Origin of the sequence: Streptomyces sp. NBC_00539 (assembly GCF_036346105.1) — a bacterium.
Lineage (GTDB): Bacteria > Actinomycetota > Actinomycetes > Streptomycetales > Streptomycetaceae > Streptomyces.
This window is the reverse complement of the sequence record NZ_CP107811.1, coordinates 4,110,957-4,130,961: the sequence shown is the minus strand read 5'-3', so window position 1 is coordinate 4,130,961 and position 20,005 is coordinate 4,110,957. Positions and strand designations below refer to the sequence as shown.

The window sequence follows — 20,005 nt, the reverse complement described above, 5'->3', positions numbered from 1 at the left end:
GGCGCGTAGGGGCAGGCGCGTAGGGGCAGGCAGGCCCCCCTCGGCCGCGACGCGGTCCTTTCGAGGGCCGCCGGGGTCACGTCGGCCGGCCACCGCCGGCCCGGCCGGCCGGGCGGCGCCCGGCCCCCCCGCGGGGCGTCAGGCCGACAGCGATGCGCCGAGGGCGCGGATCAGGGCCTGGGGGCGGGGGTCCGCCGTGACCGACTTGGCCAGGGAGTTCGTGACGTAGCCGAAGCCGATGCCCGCCTCCGCGTCGGCGAACGCCAGGGAACCGCCCCGGCCCGGGTGGCCGAACGACGCCGGGGACAGCAGGGGCGACGCCGGGCCGTGCAGCATGTAACCCGGGCCGAAGCGGGTGTTCACCACCAGCACCCGGTCCGGCCCCGACGACAGCTCGCGGGACGCCAGCACCGCCGTCTCGGGGGTGAACAGCCGCGCGCCGTCCTCGGTGTCCCCCAGCAGCGCCGCGTAGAACCCGGCCAGCGCCCGCGCCGTCCCGATCCCCGCCGAGGCGGGCAGCTCCGCCGCGCGGTACTCGGGGGCGTTCTCGTCCGGCAGCGGGGCTATCGCCCCGAAGGCGCGCCGGGTCAGGGAGGAGGGGTCCGCGTACGCCTGCGAAACGTTTCGCCGCGGGCGCGTGCGAAGGCCCCCCGCCGGCTCCGGCGGCTCCACGGCCCCCACCCGCCCGACGCGGCCCGCCTCCGCTTCCGCTTCCGGCAGACCGATCCAGAAGTCCAGCCCCAGCGGGCCCGTGACCTCCCGGGCCAGCCAGGTGCCCATCGACTCCCCGGTCACCCGCAGCACCAGTTCCGACAGCAGCCAGCTGTACGTCTGTGCGTGGTAGCCGTGCTCGGTGCCCGGCTCCCAGAAGGCCTGCTGCTCGGCGACGGCCCGCGCCCCCGAGACCCCGTCGACGGCCTCGGCCGGGCTCAGCGGCCGGTCCAGCGCGGGCACCCCCGCCCGGTGGGCGAGCAGGTCCCGGACCAGCGCGCGGTCCTTGCCGCCCGCCTTGAACTGCGGCCAGTACGCCCCCACCGGCGCGTCGAGGTCCAGCAGCCCCCGCTGGTGGAGCAGCAGCGGCACCGCCGCCGCCACGCCCTTGGTCGCGGACCGCACCACCTGCGCGGTCCCCGCCTCCCAGGGCCCGCCGCCGTCCGCGTCCTTCGTCCCGGCCCACAGGTCGACGACCCGGCGCCCGTCCCGGTACACGGTGACGGCCGCGCCCCGGTCCCCGAGCACCTCGAAGTTGCGTACGAAAGCGTCCCGGACGGGCTCGAAGCCCTCCGTCACCTCACCCTGGATGTCCACGAGCGGTCCAACAACCGGCCGCGGGCACTTATGCCGCGGCCGCCGGCAGCGTCACCGACCGCGGGTCGAAGCCGAACGGCAGCTCCAGCCGGTGCGCCCGCATCAGCTCCTCGTCGCACAGCAGGTCCTGCGTGCGCCCGTCGGCCGCGATGACCCCCTCGCTGAGGACCACCGCGCGCGGGCACAGCTCCAGCGCGTACGGCAGGTCGTGCGTCACCATCAGGACCGTCACGTCCAGCGAGCGCAGGATGTCCGCCAGCTCGCGCCGCGACGCCGGGTCGAGGTTGGAGGACGGCTCGTCCAGTACGAGGATCTCCGGACGCATCGCGAGTACGGTCGCCACCGCCACCCGGCGGCGCTGCCCGAAGGACAGGTGGTGCGGCGGCCGGTCCGCGAACGCGGCCATCCCCACCTGCTCCAGCGCCTCGGCCACCCGCGCCTGGAGTTCCGCGCCCCGCATCCCGGCCGCCGCCGGGCCGAAGGCCACGTCCTCGCGCACCGTCGGCATGAACAGCTGGTCGTCGGGGTCCTGGAAGACGATCCCGACGCGCCGCCGGACCTCGGCGAAGTTCCGCTTCTCCACGGGCAGCCCGGCCACGCTCACCTTGCCGACGCCACCGCCCAGGATGCCGTTGAGGTGGAGTACGAGGGTGGTCTTGCCCGCGCCGTTGGGGCCGAGCAGCGCCACCCGTTCCCCGCGCCCGACGGTCAGGTCGACCCCGAAGAGGGCCTGATGCCCGTCGGGATAGGCGTACGCGAGGCCGGAGACTTCGAGAGAGGGTGCTTCGGTGGTCACAGCGTCCATCCCATCAGACAGACGGCGAGGGCCGTCACCGGGAGTACGGCCGCGTGCGCCCACTGGGCGCGCGAGGCCGCGATGTCGTCGATCACCGGCATCGAACCGGCGTAGCCGCGGCTGACCATCGCGAGGTAGACCCGCTCGCCGCGCTCGTAGGAACGGATGAACAGCGAGCCGGCGGTCTTGGCCAGTACCCCCCAGTGCCGCACGCCGCGCGCCTCGAAGCCGCGCGAGCGCCGGGCGATGGACATCCGCCGCAGCTCACCGGTGATCACGTCGCCGTACCGGATCATGAAGGTGGCGATCTGGACCAGCAGCGGCGGGAGTTTCAGCCGCTGCATGCCGAGCAGCAGCGCCCGCAGTTCGGTCGTCGACGCGAGCAGCACGGAGGCGGCCACTCCCAGGGTGCCCTTGGCCAGCACGTTCCAGGCGCCCCACAGGCCGGAGACGCTCAGCGGGACGCCGAGCACCTCGACCCGCTCGCCCTGCGCCACGAAGGGCATGAGGACCGCGAAGGCGACGAACGGTACTTCGATCAGCAGCCGCCGCAGCAGGAAGCCGGCCGGGATCCGGGCCGCTGCCGCGACCGCGGCGAGCAGGACGGCGTAGAGGGCGAACGCCCACACCGCCCCGCGGGGTGTGGAGACGACGACCACCACGAAGGTGAAGGCGGCGACGAGCTTGCACTGCGGCGGCAGCGCGTGCACCGCCGAGTGCCCGTGGCGGTAGAGCTTGTGGCTGTGGCCCGCGCCCATGTCAGCCGGCGGCCGAGGTCGAGGTGGCCGTCAGGTCTTCCGCGCGGCGGCGGCGCACGCTCCAGAAGATCCCGGTGCCGACGGCGACGGTCGCGCCGACGCCGATGACGCCCGCGAGGCCGCCGGAGAGACGGGTGTCGGCGACGTCCTTGACGCTGTAGTCGGCGAGCGGGGAGTTGGCGGCGGCGTGCTCCCGCTCGTTCTGGTCGATGCCCTTGTCGGCGGCGACCTTCTCCAGGCCGTCCGGGCTGGCGGAGGCGTAGTAGGAGACGAAACCGGCGAGCACGAGGGCGGTGACCAGCCCGGTGATCCACACCGGCTTGGTGGAGCGGGGACCGGAGACGGGCGCGGCAGGGGCGGCGGCGGGGGCGTCGACCAGTTCACCGCCGACGCGCAGCTTGAGCGGCGTGCTCAGTCCGCGCGCGCCGTGCACCAGGTCGGGGCGTACGGCGAGCACCGCGCCGACCGTCGCGGCGGTGATGACCGCCTCGCCGATGCCGATGAGGACGTGCACGCCGACCATGGCGGTGAACACCTTGGCGAGCGGTACGTCGGTGGTGCCACCGAGGGCGTAGACGAGGGTGAACATGACGGCCGCGCCGGGTACGGACACAAGTGCGCCGGTGAAGGCGGCGGCGGTGACCGAGCGGCGGGTCTTGGGCAGGACCTTCACCAGGCCGCGGAAGACGGCGTAGGCGACGAGGACGGTGACGACGGCCATGTTCATGACGTTGACGCCGAGGGCGGTCAGACCGCCGTCGGCGAAGAGCACGCCCTGCATGAGCAGCACCACCGACACGCAGAGCACACCGGTGTAGGGGCCGACGAGTATCGCGGCGAGCGCGCCGCCGAGCAGGTGTCCGCTGGTGCCGGCGGCGACGGGGAAGTTCAGCATCTGCACGGCGAAGATGAAGGCCGCCACCAGTCCGGCGAGCGGCGCGGCGCTGTCCTCGAGCTCACGGCGGGCACCACGCAGGCTGACGGCCACCGCTCCGGCGGCTGCGACACCTGCGGCTATGGAGACGGGGGCATCGATGAAGCCGTCGGGCACGTGCATGGGTTTCGCTCCGCTTCCTGCGGTTGACTCGCAACAGTGTTTAACCGTTCAAGACTAATGCCCAGTTGCGAACCGTTGGCAAGAGCGCGCAGCGTACGAAGAGAAGCGGGCGGTTTCGTGGAAGTGTGCGAGGCTGGGGGAAATACGGACCCATATGTCCCAATATGGAGGAGTCTTGGAGATGTCAGCCACCGCCGAGAATCCCCACGCGACCGCCACCAGGACCGCAGTCGAGGAACGGGTCCGCGCCCGCGTGATCACCGACGATCCGCTCTACCGTGCCATTCCGGTCGCCCTGCGCTTCGTACCCGATGAGCCGCTCGCCGTCCGGATCGTCTTCCCCGCGGGGGTGTCCCCCGAGGGCACCGACAACGAGTGGGTCTTCCCCCGCGCCCTGCTGGAGGCGGGCCTGCTGGCCCCGAGCGGGACCGGCGACGTACGCGTCTGGCCCTGCGGCCGGGTGCAGGTGATCGTGGAGTTCCACTCGCCCGAGGGTGTGGCCGTCGTCCAGTTCGACTGCGCCGCGCTGCGCCGCTTCCTGCGCCGTACGTTCGCCGCCGCCCGCTAGACGAGACGGCCCGGGGCCCGTCCGGGCCGCACACGCACGACGGACCGGCCCCGCACCACCTGGCGATCAGGCGGTGCGGGGCCGGTCGTTCACCCGTGCGGCGCAACGTCAGGCGTTGACGAGCTCCCGGTCCTTGTCCGGACCGTGCGCGGACTCCCCGAGGTGCTTGCGCAGGCTCTCGCCCTCCACGTCCACGTTCGGCAGGATCCGGTCGAGCCACTTCGGCAGCCACCACGCCTTGTGCCCGAGCAGCGCGAGCACCGCCGGGACGATGGCCATGCGGACCACGAAGGCGTCGAAGAAGACCGCCACGGCCAGGCCGAAGCCGATCATCTTGACCATCTGCTCGCTGGCCCCGATGAAGCCCGAGAACACCGCGATCATGATGACGGCGGCGGCCACGACCACCCGCGCGCTGTACTGGAAGCCGGTCACCACGGCCTGCCCCGGGCGCTCGCCGTGCACGTACGCCTCGCGCATCCGGGTGACCAGGAAGACCTCGTAGTCCATCGCCAGGCCGAAGACGACGCCCACCATGAAGATCGGCATCATCGACATGATCGGGCCGGTCTGCTCGACCCCGAAGAGCGAGCCGAGCCAGCCCCACTGGAAGACCGCGACGACCGCGCCGAGGGCCGCGACGACCGACAGCAGGAAGCCGAGGGCCGCCTTGAGCGGCACGAGGATCGAGCGGAACACCAGCATCAGCAGCAGGAAGGCGAGACCGACGACGAGCGCGAGGTAGGGCACCAGCGCGTCGTTCATCTTCTGCGAGAAGTCGATGTTCATCGCGGTCGCGCCGGTGACGAGGACGTCGTCGCCGCTGCCGTCGCGGATGGTGTGGACGAGGTCCTCGGTCGCGGTGGAGGACGGGCGGTCCTTCGGGATCACGTTGATGATCGCCGCGTCGCCTGCCTTGTTCGGCATCGGCGGGGTGACCACGGCCACGCCGTCCAGACCCTTGATCCGGTCGACCGTCTTGTCCGCGAGCGCCTTGTCGCCGTCCACGACCACCATCAGCGGGCCGTTGAAGCCCGGGCCGAAGCCGTCGGACAGCAGGTCGTACGCCCGGCGCTGGCTGGTGGACACCGGCTGGGCGCCGTCGTCCGGCAGGCCCATCTCCAGCTTGCCCGCCGGGATCGCGATGGCGCCGAGGCCGATCACACCGGCCAGCAGCACCAGGACCGGGCGGCGCAGGACGAAGCGTGCCCAGCGGGTGCCGCCGTTGGCCTTGGGCTCGGCGCCGGCCGGCTTGCCCTTGCCGAACAGCCGGCTCTTCGTACCGGCAGGCAGGACCTTCTTGCCCGCGAAGCCGAGGATGGCCGGGACCAGGGTGAGGGCGACGAGGACCGCGATGACGACGGTGCCGGCGGCAGCGAAGCCCATCTTCGTCAGCATCGGGATGTTGACGACGGCCAGACCCACGAGGGCGATGACCACGGTCAGACCGGCGAACACCACGGCGGAACCGGCGGTTCCGGCAGCCCGGCCCGCAGCCTCGTCGCGCTCACGGCCCTCGGCGAGCTCCGCGCGGTAGCGGGAGACGATGAAGAGGGCGTAGTCGATGCCGACGGCGAGGCCGATCATCATCGCGAGGGTGGAGGTGGTGGAGCCGAGGTCCAGCACGTTGGCGAGCGCCGTGATGGAGGAGACGCCGATGCCCACGCCGATCAGCGCGGTCAGCAGCGGCAGTCCGGCCGCGATCAGCGAGCCGAAGGTGATGACCAGGACGACGGCCGCGATCAGGATGCCGATGACCTCGCCGGAGCCGGTCTCGGGCGCCGTCATCAGCGCGTCACCGCCGATCTCGACGGTCAGCCCGGCCGCCTGCGCGTCCTTCCCGGACTCCTTGAGCGCCTCGCGCGTCGCGTCGGTCAGCTCCATGCCGCTGACCTTGTACTTGGTGCTGATGTAGGCAGTACGGGAGTCCTGGCTGATCGCCTTGGACTGGTACGGGTCGTCGACCGAGGCGATCTGGTCGGCGCCGGCGCCGCCCTTGAGCCCGGAGACGATCTTCTCGACCTGGGCCTTGGGGGCCGGGTCGGTGACCTTGGCGCCGTCCGGGGCCTTGATGACGATGCGGGCGGTCGCGCCGTTGGCGGTCATGCCCGGGAAGCGCTGCTCCAGCAGGTCGAAGGCCTTCTGGGCCTCCGTGCCGGGTATGGAGAACGAGCCTGAGGTGGGGGCGGACGCCGACGCCGCGCCGAAACCGGCGGCGAACAGCAGTGCCACCCAGACGAGGGCGACGAAGCGACGGCGCCGGAAGGCGCCCCTGCCGAGTCGGTAGAGGAAGGTGGCCACGTCGGTGGTTCTCCCGTTCGGGTCGTGGAGTGGGTGGGGGCGCCGTGGGCGCCCCCCGAGGGCATGGAGAGCCGACCCGACGACGAGAGCGGCGTGTCAGGAGCAGCGGACCCACCCCGGGGAGGGTGGGGGAAGGATCAGACGCCGAGGGCGGGGAACACCACGGCGTCGATGAAGCAACCGAGGAAAGCCCGGTCCACCGGGCGGTCCTCGATCAGCGGGAGCGCGATGAACGCCCCGATGAGCATGTGCGGTACGAAGTCGAGCGCCGGGCAGTCCGGGGCGATCTCCCCCCGGTCCACCGCCCGCCGCAGCATCATCTGCAGACCGTTGATCTCGGGGTCCACCAGCAGGTCCCGCAGCGCCTTGTGGAGCTCCGGGCTCTCGTGGACGGCGTGGGCCAGGCCCCGCATCAGGGCGGTGTCCTTGGCCATCTGCGCGTCGTCGGAGTGCTCGACCATGAGGGCGAAGTCCCCGCGCAGACTGCCGGTGTCGATCTCCCGCAGGGAGACCGGCTTGGTGCACCGCAGGGCCTTCGCGACCAGCTCCGGCTTGCTCCCCCACTGGCGGTAGAGGGTCGCCTTGCTGGACCTCGTACGGGCGGCGACCGCGTCCATGGTCAGCGCCTCGTAGCCGACCTCGCGCAGCAGGTCCAGGACCGCTCCGTGGAGTTCGGCTTCCCGTTCGGGGGTGATCCGGGTGCGCCGCGACGAGACCTCTTCGAGCATCTCCGCTTCCTCCCATCCGAACGGAACCGTTTCGTACTCCTCGAACCATACCCCGGCGCCGATCGAAACGAAACCGTTCCGTTTCGCTCGAGCCCGTGGCATGGATCACCTGTACGAGTTGCCAGGGCCCCGCCGCGCGGAAAGCATTGGGGGGTGAGTCACGACGGCGCGTACCTCCGATACCCGCACCTGCACGACGACCTCCTGTGCTTCGCCACCGAAGACGACCTCTGGGTGGCGCCCCTCGTCCCGCCCGGCGCCACCGCCGGCCGGGCCTGGCGGATCACCGTCGACCGGACGCGGGTCGGGCACCCGCGCTTCTCCCCCGACGGGCGCCACATCGCCTTCACCACCTGGCGCAGCCTCGACCCGGAGATCCACCTCGCCCCCGTGGACGGCGGGCCCGCCCGCAGACTGAGCTACTGGGGTTCCACCGACACCCGGGTCTGCTGCTGGACCCCGCCGGACAAGGACGGCCGCAGCGACATCCTGGCCGTCTCCTCGCACGGCCAGCCCTTCTCCTACTACTCCTGGGCCTACTGCCTGCCCACCGACGGCAGCCCCGGCGGCCGGCTCCCCTGGGGCCCGGTCTCCGACATCGCCGTCCAGGACGTCCCGGGCGCCAACGGCACCCCCGAGCGGCGCACCCTGCTGCTCACGGGCAAGCCGCCGCACGAGCCGGCGGCCTGGAAGCGCTACCGGGGCGGTGCCACCGGCCGGCTCTGGCTGCACGGGACCCGGCTGCTGGAGGACATCGAGGGCCACCTCGACTCGCCCATGTTCGTGGACGGCCGGATCGCCTTCCTCTCCGACCACGAGGGGATCGGCAACCTCTACTCCTGCCTGCCCGACGGCACCGACCTGCGGCGCCACACCGACCACGAGGAGTTCTACGCCCGCCACGCCTCCAGCGACGGCACCCGGGTCGTCTACCAGTGCGCGGGCGACCTGTGGCTCGTCGACTCCCTGGCCCCCGACGCCTCGCCGCGGCGGCTCGACGTCCGCCTCGGCGGCCCGCGCGCGGGGCGGCGTACGTACCAGGTGCCGGCCGCCAGCCACGTCGACTCGCTCTCCGTCGACACGACCGGGCGGGCCAGCGCCGTGGTCGTGCGCGGCAGCCTGTACTGGCTCACCCACCGCGACGGCCCGGCCCGCACCATCGCCGACACCCCGGGCGTGCGCGTGCGGCTGCCGGAGATGCTCGGCAGCGGCGGACAGGTCGCGTACGTGACGGACGCCGAGGGCGAGGACGCCATCGAGATCGCCTACCTGCCCCGCGCCTCAGGGCCCCGGCAGCCGCGCCGGCTGGCCTCCGGGAAACTGGGCCGGGTCCTGGAACTGGTGTCCGACCCGGACGGGGAGCGCCTGGCGATCGCCTCGAACGACGGGCGGCTGCTGCTCATCGACGCCACGGAGGAGCCGGAGGAGGCGGAGGAGTCCGAAGGCTCGGGCGGATCGGGCGGCTCCGGCGGCGAGGTCACCGAGCTGGTGCGGTCCGTCAACGGCCCGGTCAACGACCTGGCGTTCTCCCCCGACGGCTGCTGGCTGACCTGGTCGCACCCCGGCATCGGGCGGTCGCTGCGCCAGATCAAGATGGCGCGGATCGCCGGCCCCGGCCCCCGTACGGTCGTCGACGTCACCAACGGCCGCTTCGAGGACGAGAACCCGGTCTTCACCCGGGACGGCCGCTACCTCGCCTTCCTGTCGTGGCGCGGCTTCGACCCGGTGTACGACGTGCACACCGGCGACCTGTCCTTCCCGTTGGGCTGCCGCCCGTACCTGGTGCCCCTGTCCTCGGCCACTCCTTCCCCGTTCGCGTTCACCCCCGACGGCAGGCCCGCCGCCGGCGGACTCGACCCGGTGGAGGGCGAGTCGGGCGAGGGCGACGGCGCCGTGACGGTGGAAGTGGAGGGGCTGGAGAGCCGGGTGACGCCCTTCCCGGTCGCCGCGTCGAAGTACTCCGCCCTCTACCCCGTGCACGGCGGCGGGCTGGTCTGGCTGCGCTGGCCGATCTCGGGCGCGCTCGGCGAGACCTTCGCCAACCCGGCGGACATGACCGGCAAGCCGACTCTGGAGTACTTCGACATCACTAAGGCGCGCAAGACCGAGCTGGCCTCGGGGCTGGACTGGTTCGCGGTCAGCGGGGACGGCACCCGGCTGGTGGTCAACGACGACGGCGACCTCCGCGCGGTCCCGGCGACCGAGTCGGGCGACAGCGACTCCACCGTCTACCTGGACCTGCGGCGCATCCTGCACGAGGTCGACCCGGCCGCCGAATGGCGCCAGGCCTTTGAGGAGGCGGGCCGGCTGATCCGCGCCTACTTCTGGGAGCCGGACATGTGCGGCATCGACTGGGACGGGGTGCTGCGCCAGTACCGCCCCCTGGTCGAACGGGTCGCGTCCCCCGACGAGTTCGCGGACCTGATGCGCGAGGTGCTCGGCGAGCTCGGCACCTCCCACGCCTACGTTTCCCCCGCGCGCCGCAACGAGGGCCCCCCGCACTACCAGCGGGCCATCGGCCTCCTCGGCGCCAACCTCGTCCCCCGCGACGGCGCCTGGACCGTGTCGCGGATCCTGCCCGGCGAGTCCTCGGACTCCAAGGCCCGCTCCCCGCTCGCCGGCACCGGCATCCGCGAGGGCGCGGTCCTCACCCACGTCGACGGCCGCGCGGTCGATCCGGTGGCGGGGCCGTACCCCCTGCTGTCGGCGGCGGGCGGCACCACGGTCGAGCTGACCTTCGAGCCGGCCGAGGGGGAGGGCCGGGCGCGCCGGGTCGCGGTCGTCCCGCTCGTCGACGAACGGCCGTTGCGCTACCAGGACTGGGTCTCCAAGCGGCGGGCGGTGGTCCGGGAGCTCAGCGGCGGCAAGTGCGGCTACCTCCACATCCCCGACATGGGCGGCTCGGGCTGGGCCCAGTTCAACCGGGACGTGCGGATGGAGATGTCGCGGCCCGCGCTGATCGTGGACGTGCGCGGCAACGCGGGCGGGCACATCAGCGAGCTGGTGGTGGAGAAGCTGACCCGGTCGATCCTCGGCTGGGACCTCACGCGGGGCGCGCAGCCGGTCTCGTACGCCTCGAACGCGCCCCGGGGTCCGATCGTGGCACTGGCCGACGAAGCGACCTCCTCCGACGGGGACATGATCACGGCGGCGTTCAAGCTGCTGGGGCTCGGGCCGGTCGTCGGCCAGCGCACCTGGGGCGGGGTGGTCGGGATGACCGGCCGGCACACCCTGGGCGACGGCACGGTGATCACCGTCCCGATGAACGCGGCGTGGTTCCCGGAGTACGGCTGGTCGGTGGAGAACCACGGCGTGGAGCCGGACCTCGCGATCCTGCGCACCCCGCTCGACTGGGCGGAGGGGCGGCACGCGCAGCTGGACGACGCCGTGCACCTGGCGCTGGAGCTGCTGGAGCAGGACCCGGCAGCGGTCCCGCCCGGCTACGAGGACGTGCCGGACCTGCGCCGGCCGAAGCTACCGCCGAGGGCGTAGGCGCGCGGGCACGGCTCCACCGAGGGCGTAGGCGCGCGGGCACGGCTCCACCGAGGGCCCGGGCGCGGGGGCGCGGCCCGCCGCAACGGGCCGCGCCCCCGGGCCCCACAGCCCTCTGCGCCCCTGTGTCTCCGCGCCCCTCGGGCCGGCCCGGTCAGCCGCGCGGCGCGTCCGCCGTCCGCTCCTGCTCGTCGGCGGCGCCCCCGGCGCCGACCAGCCCCCGCGGGATGCCGGCCAGCCGGGGCTCGAAGTGCCGCATCTCCCGACGGCCGCCGGCCGCGATCAGCGCCGGGAGGTATCCCCGTACGCCCTGCGTGCCCCGCAGCCACCACTGCGCGTACACGTGCGCCGAGCGCCGCTCGATGCCGGCCACGATCCGGTCGACGGCCGGCCCGAGGGGATAGGTGCGGTTCGCCGGCCACGGCAGCCGGCCGCGCAACTCCCGCATGACCTCGTCCTGGTCCGCGCCGCGCACCATGTCGGTGTCGGTCCAGGAGAGGTAGCCGACGCCCACCTTGACGCCCTTGTAGCCGACCTCGGCGCGCAGGCAGTGCGCGAACGCCTCGACCCCGGACTTGGAGGCGCAGTACGCCGTCATCATCGGCGCCGGGGTGATCGCCGCGAGGGAGGCTATCTGGAGGAAGTAGCCGCGGCTCTCCGTCAGTACCGGCAGGAAGGCGCGGGCGGTCACGGCCCCGCCGATCAGGTTGACCTCGATCACCCGGCGCCAGGCGTCGGGGTCGGAGTCGGCGAACGGCCCGCCGGAGGCGACGCCCGCGTTGGCGACGACGACGTCCACCTTGCCGAAGCGCTGCTTGACCTCCTGCGCGACGCGGGCCATCGCCTCGTGGTCGGTGACGTCGGCGTGCCAGTGGTCGCTGTCGGTGTGCAGCCGTTCGGAGACCTCTTTGAGGGCCTCCGGCTCCAGCCCGACCAGGGCGACCTTCGCGCCGCGCGCGGACAGTTTGCGGGCCAGGAGCTCACCGACCCCGCGGGCGGCGCCGGTGACGACGGCGACCTGGCCTTCCAGACTCCTGCGAGCGCTCACGGCGTCTTCTCCTTCAGGGTGGCCTGCGTGGTGTCGGGTCGGTGCTGCGCCGGGCGGCGGGCGGCCAGCTCGCGTATCACGCGGGTGACGGCCTCCGGCGCTTCGATCGGGGTCATGTGGCCCATGCCGGGCAGCTCGGTGAGGCCGGCGCAGTCGGGCAGCGCGGCGGCGAGGGCACGGGCGTGCAGGATCGGGGTCAGCCGGTCGTTCGTGCCGCCGATGACGGCGGTGGGCACGGTCAGCGAGGCCAGGTCGGCCTCCAGGTCGAGCCCGGCGAGCACCTGCGACCAGGCGTACCGGACGCCGGTGGGGCAGCCGTGCACGATGCGCGCACAGGCCTCGACCTGGTCCGGCGTGGCGGCGGGGCCCATCGTGGCGTACCTCAGCACGCGCTTGCCGACCGGCGTGACGGGTCCGAGCGGGGCGCGGGATCCGAGGATCGCGCCGGTGATACGGGTCCGCGCGCGCCCGGCGCGCACCGGCAGGACCAGCGCCTCCGCGACGAGCCGCGCGCTGCCGGTGCTGCACAGCAGGGCGGCCGCGACGCGCTCGGCGAACCCCGGCCGCCCGGCGGCGGCCATGATCGTCATGCCGCCCATGGAGTGGCCCGCGACGACGGCCCGTTCACCGGGGGCGAGGGTGGCCTCCAGTACCGCGAGGAGGTCGTCGGCGAGCGCGGAGGTGGTGTACCAGCGCCCGGCGGGGCTGCGCCCGTGGCCGCGCTGGTCGTAGGCGATGACCCGGTGGTCCCGGGCCAGGTCGCGTATCTGGGCGGCCCAGAAGGCGGTGGAGCAGGTCCAGCCGTGGGAGAGGACCACGGGCGGGGCGTCCTCGTCGCCGTGGACCTCGACGTGCAGCCGGGCCCCGTCGGCGGAGACGGCGACCAGTTCGCGCCGGGCGGGCGGGGGCGCGTACCGGCCGGAGGTGACGTACGCCGGGCGCCTCATGCCGCGCCCTCCTCGACGGGAGCGGCGGCGGGGGCGGTGGGCGCCGGGACCGCGGGCGCCGGGACCGCCGCCTTGACGGCCGGGACCCGCTCGCGGTCCCGCTCCCGGACGCGTACGACCTCGTACTCCGCGAGGTCGACCGAGCGCGTCTCGCGCCGGAACTCGCCCGTGGTGCCCGGCCAGACGGTCGTGTTGCGGCCGCCGGCGTCCAGGTACCAGCTGGTGCAGCCGCCGGTGTTCCAGACCGTCCGTTCCATCCGGGCCTGGACGCGCCGGTTCCAGGCACCCACCGCCGAGGGCCTGGCGGCGAGGGCGGCCCGGCCGCCGAGCACGTCCAGCTGGCGCAGGTAGTCGGCCATGTAGTTCAGCTGCGACTCGATCATCAGGATCATCGAGCTGTTGCCGAGCCCGGTGTTGGGCCCGATGATCGTCATCCAGTTGGGGAAGCCGGCCGCCGTCGCCCCGCGCAGCGCCTGCATCCCGTCCTTCCACGCGTCCGCCAGCGTCTCGCCGCCGGCGCCCACCACCCGGTCGGCGATCGGCATGTCGGTGACGTGGAAGCCCGTGCCGAAGACGACGGCGTCCACCTCGGTCTCGGTCCCGTCCGCCGCCACCAGCGTGCTGCCCCGGACCTCCGCCAGCCCGGAGGCCACCAGGTCCACGTTGGGCCGGGCGAGCGCCGGGTAGTACTCGCTGGACAGCAGGATCCGCTTGCAGCCGATCCGGTAGGAGGGGGTCAGCTTGGCCCGCAGCTGCGGGTCCTTGATCGAGCGCGCCATGTTGGCCTTGGCCAGGGACTCGATCAGCCCGAGCTGACCGGGCCGCTTGGTGAAGGCGCTGACCTGGAGTTCGCGGATCCCCCACAGCAGCCCGCGCCGCGCCGCCCGGGTGAACGGCAGCTGGCGGTGCAGCCAGCGCTCGGCGGTGGAGATCGCCCGGTCCGTGCGGGGCATCACCCACGGCGGGGTCCGCTGGAACAGCGTCAGGCGCTCCACGTCGGGGGCGATGGCGGGCACGATCTGGATCGCCGAGGCGCCGGTGCCGATCATCGCGACGCGCTTGCCGCGCAGGTCGTAGTCGTGGTCCCAGCGGGCGGAGTGGAAGACCTTCCCGGGGAACGTGTCCAGCCCCGGGACCTCCGGCACCTTCGGGTCCGACAGCGGCCCGGTCGCCGACACCACCACGTCGGCGGTCAGTTCACCGGCGGGGGTCTCGATCTCCCAGCGCAGCTCCTCGGCGTCCCAGCGCATCATCCGCACCTCGGAGTCCAGCCGGATGTGCGGGCGCAGCCCGAAGGTGTCGGCGACGTGTTCCAGGTACGCGCGGATGGCGGGCTGCCCGGAGAAGGTCCGGGGCCAGTCCGGGTTGGGCGCGAAGGAGAAGGAGTACAGGTGCGAGGGGACGTCGCACGCGCACCCGGGATAGCTGTTGTCGCGCCACGTCCCGCCGACCGAGCCGGCCCGTTCCAGCACGACGAAGTCCGTGATCCCCTCGCGCCGCAGCCGTACCGCCGCGCCCAGCCCGCCGAACCCGGAGCCGATCACCGCCACCCGCACGTGCTCGCGCCCGTCCATGCCGCCCATGCCCGCCGCCTTCCGCTTCCACAGTCCCAGCCCGCACCGTCATCGAACACTGCCAGCAATCACTGGCACAATCGGGAGGGTAGAGCAGCCCCGTACCCATGGGTAGGGGTCTCGCCGGGAAAGTTACTGCGGGTACGCCCTACGCTGCGCATGTGGCGGAAGAAAAGACACACGAATACCGTACGGAGGAGCTGGCCGAGGCGGCCGGCATCCCGGTGCGCACCCTGCGCTTCTACCGCGAGCGCAAGCTCCTCCCACCGCCCCGCCGCGAAGGCCGGATCGCCTGGTACGACGAGCACCACCTCGCCCGGCTGCGCACCATCGCCGCCCTCCTGGAACGCGGTCACACCCTCGGCGGGATCGCCGAGCTCACGGCCGCCTTCGAACACGGCCGCGACGTCGGCCAGCTCGGCGAGCTGCTCGGCATCGGCTGGTCGGAGGAGACCCCGGTACGGCTGACGCCCGAGGCGCTGGCCGACTACTTCGAGGGGGAGGTCACCCCGGAGAACCTGGCGGCCTCCCTGGACCTCGGCTACCTCGCCGTCGACGGCGACGAGATCGTGCACGTCAGCCGCCGTCTGCTGGAGGTCTCCTCGGCGCTGGTCCGCGAGGGCGTCCCGCTGGCCGCGGTGCTGGAGACCGGCCGCCGGGTGCGCGCGCACGCCGACGCGATGGCGGCCCTGTTCACGGAGCTGATCTCCGCGCACCTGACGCAGGACGCCCTGCCCCGGCTGCGTCCGCTCGCCAAGAGCGTGGTCGAGGCGGAGCTCACCATGGCGATGGACCGCCTGCTGGCCCCGGGGGCACCCGGGGCGTCGGGGCCCTCCGGAGCTCAGGACCCCAGCTCGTAGACCACCGTCACGGGGGCGTGGTCCGACCACCGCTCCGGGTGCGTCTCGGCCCGCTCCACCCACGCCTTCACCGCGCGTCCCGCCAGCCCCGGGGTGGCCACCTGGAGGTCGATGCGCCAGCCGGCGTCGTTGTCGAAGGCGCGGCCGCGGTAGGACCACCAGGAGTACGGCCCGTCGGTGTCCGGGTGCAGCACGCGCACGACGTCGACGTAGCCGGCCTCCTGGTACACGTTGCCGAGCCACTCCCGTTCCTCGGGCAGGAAACCGGCGTTCTTGCGGTTGGTCTTCCAGTTCTTGAGGTCCGCTTCCCGGTGGCAGATGTTCCAGTCGCCGCAGACCACGACCTCGCGCCCGTCGGCGGCGGCCCGCACCTTGAGCTCGGCGAGGTGGGCGATGAACTCCTCCATGAACCGGTACTTCTCGTCCTGCTTCTCCGTGCCCGCCTCTCCGGACGGCAGGTACAGGCTCGCCACGGTCACCCCGGGCAGGTCCACCTCGACGTACCGGCCGGAGCCGTCGAACTCGGCGCTCCCGAAGCCGATCTGCACCCGCTCGGGCGCCCGGCGCGTGTAGAGCGCGACCCCGGCCCGGCCCTTGACGGCGGCCGGGGCGAACACGGTGTGCCACCCCTCGGGCTCCCGCGCCTCCACCGGGATCTGCTCTTCCTCGGCCCGTACCTCCTGGAGGCACACGACGTCGGCGTCGGACCCGGCGAGCCACTCCACGAAGCCCTTCTTCGCTGCGGCGCGGATCCCATTCACATTCACGGTGGTCACGGTGAGCATCCCCGCACGATAGCGGGAGCGTTCCGTACGATGTTCCGATGTCTCACGGGATTACCCTGCGCGCCGTGCCGTACGACCACCCGGACGCGGTCAAGCTCGACGACCAGGTCCAGCTCGAATACCGGGCCCGCTACGAGGGGGAGGGCGACGCGACCGTCCTCGACCCGGCGATGTTCGCCCCGCCGAACGGCCTGTACTTCGTGGCCTACGACACAACCGGCGCCCCGGTCGCGAGCGGCGGCTGGCGCGCCCGCGACGAGAGCCCGGAGGGCTACCGCGACGGCGACGCGGAACTCAAGCGCATGTACGTCATCCCCGAGGCCCGCGGCCTGGGCCTGGCCCGCCGCATCCTCGCGCTCCTCGAAACCGACGCCCGCGAGGCCGGGCGCCTGCGCATGGTCCTCGAAACCGGCGACCAACAACCGGAAGCCATAGCCCTCTACCGCTCCTCGGGCTACGACGACTGCCCCAAGTTCGGCTACTACCGCACGTACGAGTCCAGCGTCTGCATGGCCAAGCCCCTGACCCGCTCCCCCCTGACCCGCTGACGCTCCGCGGGTCCGCCGGGCGGGGGCTCCCCGGCGTGCCCCCGGCCGACGGTACGACCCCGCAAACGCCGAGATCCCGTCCGGTCTTTCGACCGGACGGGATCTCGTGACGTTCCCGGGAGCAACCCGGGAACTGTCGTCTGTGGACCTGTGGGGATTTGAACCCCAGACCCCCTCGATGCGAACGAGGTGCGCTACCAGACTGCGCCACAGGCCCTTGCGACGTGTGAAACATTAGCATCCCCGCGCGGGTGCTCCAAAACCGGTTCTCGGGAGCGTCCGCGCAGGTCACCGATCACTCGTTCGCGGCGCGGGGGCGGGACTCGCCCTCGTACTGGTCGAAGAGCGGGGTGCGGCCGCGCTCGCGGCCGCGGGGGCGCGGGGGCTTCGGTTCCGCCGCCGCGGGCTTCGGCGGGCCCGGCTGGGCGCGCAGGCGGGGTTCGGTCGGCTCCGCGGTGCTGGAGCGGGTCGCGCTCCAGGCGTCGGGGGCCGCCGGACCGGTGGCGCGGGGGGCGACCGGGGCCGTCACGTAGGTCGGCAGCGGGACCGGGACCGGCTCCCAGCTGTCGCCGCGCGCCGGGCCCCGCTCGCGCTCGCGCTGCTGGTCCACCCACTCGGCGTGGTCGGTCTGCTCCACCACCGCGCGCCGCCCCGCCTCCTGCGGGGACACCGGCGGCGCGGGATCCGGTTCGGCGCCGGCCGCGGCCTCCGACTCGCGTCGGCGCGAGTGGTGCTCGCGCAGCCGCCGGGCGGCCGCCTCCGCGCGCCGGCGGTCCATGGTGAACTCGTAGCGCCGCCGCTCCTGGACCCGCAGGTGCACGATGTAGGCGCTCAGCAGCAGCGCGGGGACGGCCGGCGCCCACAGGAAGCGCAGGCCGCCGACCGCGGCGACGACCGCGCCCAGGGTGAAGACCAGGAAGAGCAGCGCGGTGGTGCGCCTGCGGCGGGCGAGGACCTGGAGGCGCTGCTCGCGCCGGGCCCGCTCCGCCCGCTGCGCGCCGGCCGACCTCGGTTCCGCCCTGGTCGGGGGCACGACGAAAGCCCGGGCGTCGGCTTCCACGGAATTCACCGTTTCCGTCGCCGCGTCCGGGTCCGCGTGGGGCTGGGGTTCCACCTCTTCGGCACCGCGCTCACGCAGTCCCTTGGCGTAACGGCGCTCCATTCCCGCCCGGCCGGAAAGCAGCCGGATGGCAGTGGAGAAGCGTTCCGTCGGACGGGCTTCGTTCAGCTCGTCCTGCCTCCGGAGCCACATGGGCACCAAGTAGGCGGCCCAGGCCCCGACAATGACTGCGTAGATGAGGCCGCTGCTGCTCACACCCCACACCGTAGAGGGACGCGGGCGAGGGGATCGGCCAATTGAGCCGGTGTGTCGCGCGATCTCGCTGATATCACCGACTTTTTTTGTGATTCTTCGGATCAGGTTATGGACGAACCCGAAAGAATTCGAACGCTTTTGCGATTTTTATGAATTGGGGAGGCCCCGCGGGCCCGTAGGTCCGTCCCGGTGGCGCGCCGCCGCCCTGCGGTGCCAGCGGTGCAACAGCCCCTCGGGAACCTCCTCCGCCGTGAGCGCGAAGACGAGGTGGTCCCGCCAGGCACCATCGATGTGGAGGTAGCGCGGCCGCAGCCCCTCCTCGCGGAACCCGAGCTTCTCCACCACCCGGCGGCTCGGACCGTTCTCCGGCCGGATGCACACCTCGATCCGGTGCAGTCCGACCTTCGCGAAGCAGTGGTCCACCGCGAGCGCGACGGCCGTCGGCATCACCCCGCGCCCCGCGACGTCGCGGTCCACCCAGTAGCCCACGTGACCCGCGCACATCGACCCCCAGGTGATCCCGGCGACCGTCAACTGGCCGACCAGCCGCCCCTGGTACTCGATGACGAACGGCAGCATCCGCCCCGCGTTCGCCTCCGCCCGCAGGTGACGGACCATCTGGCGGTACGTCGGCCGGTGGATGACCGGCCCCCACGGCGCGGGCGGCGGGATCGTGGCCTCCCACGGCCGCAGCCAGTCCCGGTTGCGGCGGTTGACCTCGCGCCACGCGCGCTGGTCCCGCAGCTTTATCGGCCTGAGCGTGACGTCACCGTCCGTCAGCACCACGGGCCAGGAAGGGCCGTTCAGCTCGCGCTCCCGGAAGGTCTGGGGTGATCGCCGCCCCGGATCTGGTCGACGGCGTGCAGCAGGATCCGCTCCAGCACCGCGAGGCCGTCGCGCACCCCGCCCGTCGAACCGGGCAGGTTCACGATCAGGGTGTGGCCCGCCACGCCCGCCAGGCCCCGGGACAGCGCGGCCGTCGGTACCTTCGCCAGGCCCTCGGCGCGGATGGCCTGCGGGATGCCGGGGACCTCGTAGTCCAGTACCCGCGCGGTGGCGTCCGGGGTGCGGTCCGTCGGCGAGATGCCGGTACCGCCGGTGGTCAGGATGACGTCGTACCCGGCGGCCACGCCCTCGCGCAGCGCCTCCTCGACGGGGTCCCCGTCCGGCACCACGCGCGGCCCGTCCACGGCGAAGCCGAGCCGGCCGAGCCCCTCCGCCAGCAGCGGGCCGCCCTTGTCGGCGTACACGCCCGCCGAGGCGCGGTTCGAGGCGGTGACCACCAGGGCGCGCGGGGTGCGCACCGGCTCCGCGGCGACCGGCTCGGCCGTCCACGCCCGGCCCTGCGCGGGGGGGAGGTGGCTGTGGCTGAACGCCTCGCCGCCGCGCGGGGCGTTCACGCGCGGCTCCAGTCGCCGGACTTGCCGCCGGTCTTCTCCTCTACCCGGACGTCCGTGATGACCGCGCCCTTGTCGACGGCCTTGACCATGTCGATCACGGTGAGCCCGGCGACGGCGACCGCGGTCAGCGCCTCCATCTCCACGCCGGTGCGGTCGGTCGTCTTGACGGTGGCCAAGATCTCCACGGCGTCGTCGGCGACCGCGAGGTCGACCTTCACCCCGGAGACGGCCAGCGGGTGGCAGAGCGGGATCAGGTCGGGGGTCTTCTTCGCCCCCATGATCCCGGCGATCCGCGCGGTGGCGAGGGCGTCGCCCTTGGGCACGCCCTCACCCCGCAGCAGCTCGATCACCCGGGGGGAGACGAGGACGCGCCCGCTGGCCCGGGCCGTGCGGGTGGTGACGTCCTTCTCCGAGACGTCGACCATCCGCGCCGCACCGGCCTCGTCGATGTGCGTCAGCCTGCTGTGCTCAGGGGGTCCGGGGGTCTCCGCCCGGGAAAACGCTGCCATAGGTTCGTGCC

The 20,005-nt window shown here is 73.2% G+C and carries 18 protein-coding genes and 1 tRNA gene; 4 read left to right on the top strand and 15 right to left on the bottom strand.

Features of this window, described 5'->3' with window-relative positions:
* Window positions 1-138: 138 nt before the first annotated feature.
* The 4 genes from OG861_RS18645 to OG861_RS18630 are packed head-to-tail and all read right to left on the bottom strand — an operon-like array spanning window position 139 to window position 3,919.
* Window positions 139-1,308 carry a serine hydrolase domain-containing protein gene (locus tag OG861_RS18645; RefSeq protein WP_329195899.1) on the bottom strand — a complete coding sequence of 390 codons (1,170 nt, stop codon included), beginning with the start codon at window positions 1,306-1,308 and terminating at the stop codon, window positions 139-141.
* 28 nt (window positions 1,309-1,336) lie between these two features.
* Window positions 1,337-2,113 (bottom strand): energy-coupling factor ABC transporter ATP-binding protein, encoded by a 777-nt coding sequence (locus tag OG861_RS18640; RefSeq protein ID WP_329195901.1) that lies wholly within the window; start codon window positions 2,111-2,113, stop codon window positions 1,337-1,339.
* Entirely contained in the window at window positions 2,101-2,862 is a 762-nt protein-coding gene (gene cbiQ, locus OG861_RS18635) for a cobalt ECF transporter T component CbiQ (protein ID WP_329195903.1), read from the bottom strand. Before cbiQ ends, OG861_RS18640 begins: the two co-directional genes overlap by 13 nt.
* Before the next feature lies 1 nt (window position 2,863).
* On the bottom strand, window positions 2,864-3,919 hold the full coding sequence (locus OG861_RS18630; protein WP_330261818.1) for an energy-coupling factor ABC transporter permease: 1,056 nt from the start codon (window positions 3,917-3,919) through the stop codon (window positions 2,864-2,866).
* Between the two features lie 181 nt (window positions 3,920-4,100).
* On the opposite strand from OG861_RS18630, the gene OG861_RS18625 reads away from it, so the two are divergent.
* Window positions 4,101-4,487, top strand: a complete 387-nt coding sequence (locus tag OG861_RS18625; RefSeq protein WP_329195905.1) for an SsgA family sporulation/cell division regulator — start codon at window positions 4,101-4,103, stop codon at window positions 4,485-4,487.
* Window positions 4,488-4,595: 108 nt separating this feature from the next.
* Here the strand turns inward: OG861_RS18625 and OG861_RS18620 are convergent, their stop codons facing one another.
* Together OG861_RS18620 and OG861_RS18615 are read right to left on the bottom strand one after the other, a co-directional pair.
* Complete coding sequence (locus tag OG861_RS18620; RefSeq protein ID WP_329195907.1) at window positions 4,596-6,788, bottom strand: MMPL family transporter; 2,193 nt, start codon at window positions 6,786-6,788, stop codon at window positions 4,596-4,598.
* Between the two features lie 137 nt (window positions 6,789-6,925).
* Window positions 6,926-7,516: a TetR/AcrR family transcriptional regulator gene (locus OG861_RS18615; RefSeq protein ID WP_329195909.1), complete on the bottom strand. Its 591-nt coding sequence runs from the start codon at window positions 7,514-7,516 to the stop codon at window positions 6,926-6,928.
* Between the two features lie 153 nt (window positions 7,517-7,669).
* Between OG861_RS18615 and OG861_RS18610 the strand changes: the two genes are divergently transcribed.
* Complete coding sequence (locus OG861_RS18610; protein WP_329195910.1) at window positions 7,670-11,008, top strand: S41 family peptidase; 3,339 nt, start codon at window positions 7,670-7,672, stop codon at window positions 11,006-11,008.
* A gap of 154 nt (window positions 11,009-11,162) precedes the next feature.
* On the opposite strand, the gene OG861_RS18605 is transcribed toward OG861_RS18610, so the two are convergent.
* The 3 genes from OG861_RS18605 to OG861_RS18595 are packed head-to-tail and all read right to left on the bottom strand — an operon-like array spanning window position 11,163 to window position 14,577.
* Window positions 11,163-12,056: an SDR family oxidoreductase gene (locus OG861_RS18605; protein WP_329195912.1), complete on the bottom strand. Its 894-nt coding sequence runs from the start codon at window positions 12,054-12,056 to the stop codon at window positions 11,163-11,165.
* On the bottom strand, window positions 12,053-13,003 hold the full coding sequence (locus OG861_RS18600; RefSeq protein ID WP_329195913.1) for an alpha/beta fold hydrolase: 951 nt from the start codon (window positions 13,001-13,003) through the stop codon (window positions 12,053-12,055). The genes OG861_RS18605 and OG861_RS18600 overlap by 4 nt, the downstream gene beginning before the upstream one ends.
* Entirely contained in the window at window positions 13,000-14,577 is a 1,578-nt protein-coding gene (locus tag OG861_RS18595; RefSeq protein WP_329202259.1) for a flavin-containing monooxygenase, read from the bottom strand. The genes OG861_RS18600 and OG861_RS18595 overlap by 4 nt, the downstream gene beginning before the upstream one ends.
* Window positions 14,578-14,738: 161 nt before the next feature.
* Between OG861_RS18595 and OG861_RS18590 the strand changes: the two genes are divergently transcribed.
* Window positions 14,739-15,437: a MerR family transcriptional regulator gene (locus tag OG861_RS18590; protein ID WP_329195914.1), complete on the top strand. Its 699-nt coding sequence runs from the start codon at window positions 14,739-14,741 to the stop codon at window positions 15,435-15,437.
* On the opposite strand, the gene OG861_RS18585 is transcribed toward OG861_RS18590, so the two are convergent.
* Window positions 15,419-16,222 (bottom strand): exodeoxyribonuclease III, encoded by an 804-nt coding sequence (locus tag OG861_RS18585; protein ID WP_329195915.1) that lies wholly within the window; start codon window positions 16,220-16,222, stop codon window positions 15,419-15,421. The genes OG861_RS18590 and OG861_RS18585 overlap by 19 nt on opposite strands.
* A gap of 38 nt (window positions 16,223-16,260) precedes the next feature.
* On the opposite strand from OG861_RS18585, the gene OG861_RS18580 reads away from it, so the two are divergent.
* Complete coding sequence (locus OG861_RS18580; RefSeq protein WP_329195916.1) at window positions 16,261-16,770, top strand: GNAT family N-acetyltransferase; 510 nt, start codon at window positions 16,261-16,263, stop codon at window positions 16,768-16,770.
* Between the two features lie 143 nt (window positions 16,771-16,913).
* Here the strand turns inward: OG861_RS18580 and OG861_RS18575 are convergent.
* The 5 genes from OG861_RS18575 to moaC form a co-directional block, all read right to left on the bottom strand.
* Window positions 16,914-16,987 (bottom strand) — tRNA-Ala (locus OG861_RS18575).
* 78 nt (window positions 16,988-17,065) lie between these two features.
* Window positions 17,066-18,085, bottom strand: coding sequence for a divisome protein SepX/GlpR (sepX, locus tag OG861_RS18570; RefSeq protein WP_329195917.1), 1,020 nt, complete (start codon window positions 18,083-18,085; stop codon window positions 17,066-17,068).
* A 147-nt stretch (window positions 18,086-18,232) separates the two neighbouring features.
* A complete protein-coding gene (locus tag OG861_RS18565) occupies window positions 18,233-18,871 on the bottom strand; it encodes a GNAT family N-acetyltransferase (RefSeq protein WP_329195919.1) in 639 nt (212 codons plus the stop codon).
* Between the two features lie 17 nt (window positions 18,872-18,888).
* The gene (locus OG861_RS18560) at window positions 18,889-19,389 is read right to left on the bottom strand and encodes a MogA/MoaB family molybdenum cofactor biosynthesis protein (RefSeq protein WP_329202261.1); all 501 of its coding nucleotides are present in this window, start codon (window positions 19,387-19,389) and stop codon (window positions 18,889-18,891) included.
* A gap of 92 nt (window positions 19,390-19,481) precedes the next feature.
* Window positions 19,482-19,994, bottom strand: a complete 513-nt coding sequence (moaC, locus tag OG861_RS18555; RefSeq protein ID WP_329195920.1) for a cyclic pyranopterin monophosphate synthase MoaC — start codon at window positions 19,992-19,994, stop codon at window positions 19,482-19,484.
* Window positions 19,995-20,005: the final 11 nt, after the last annotated feature.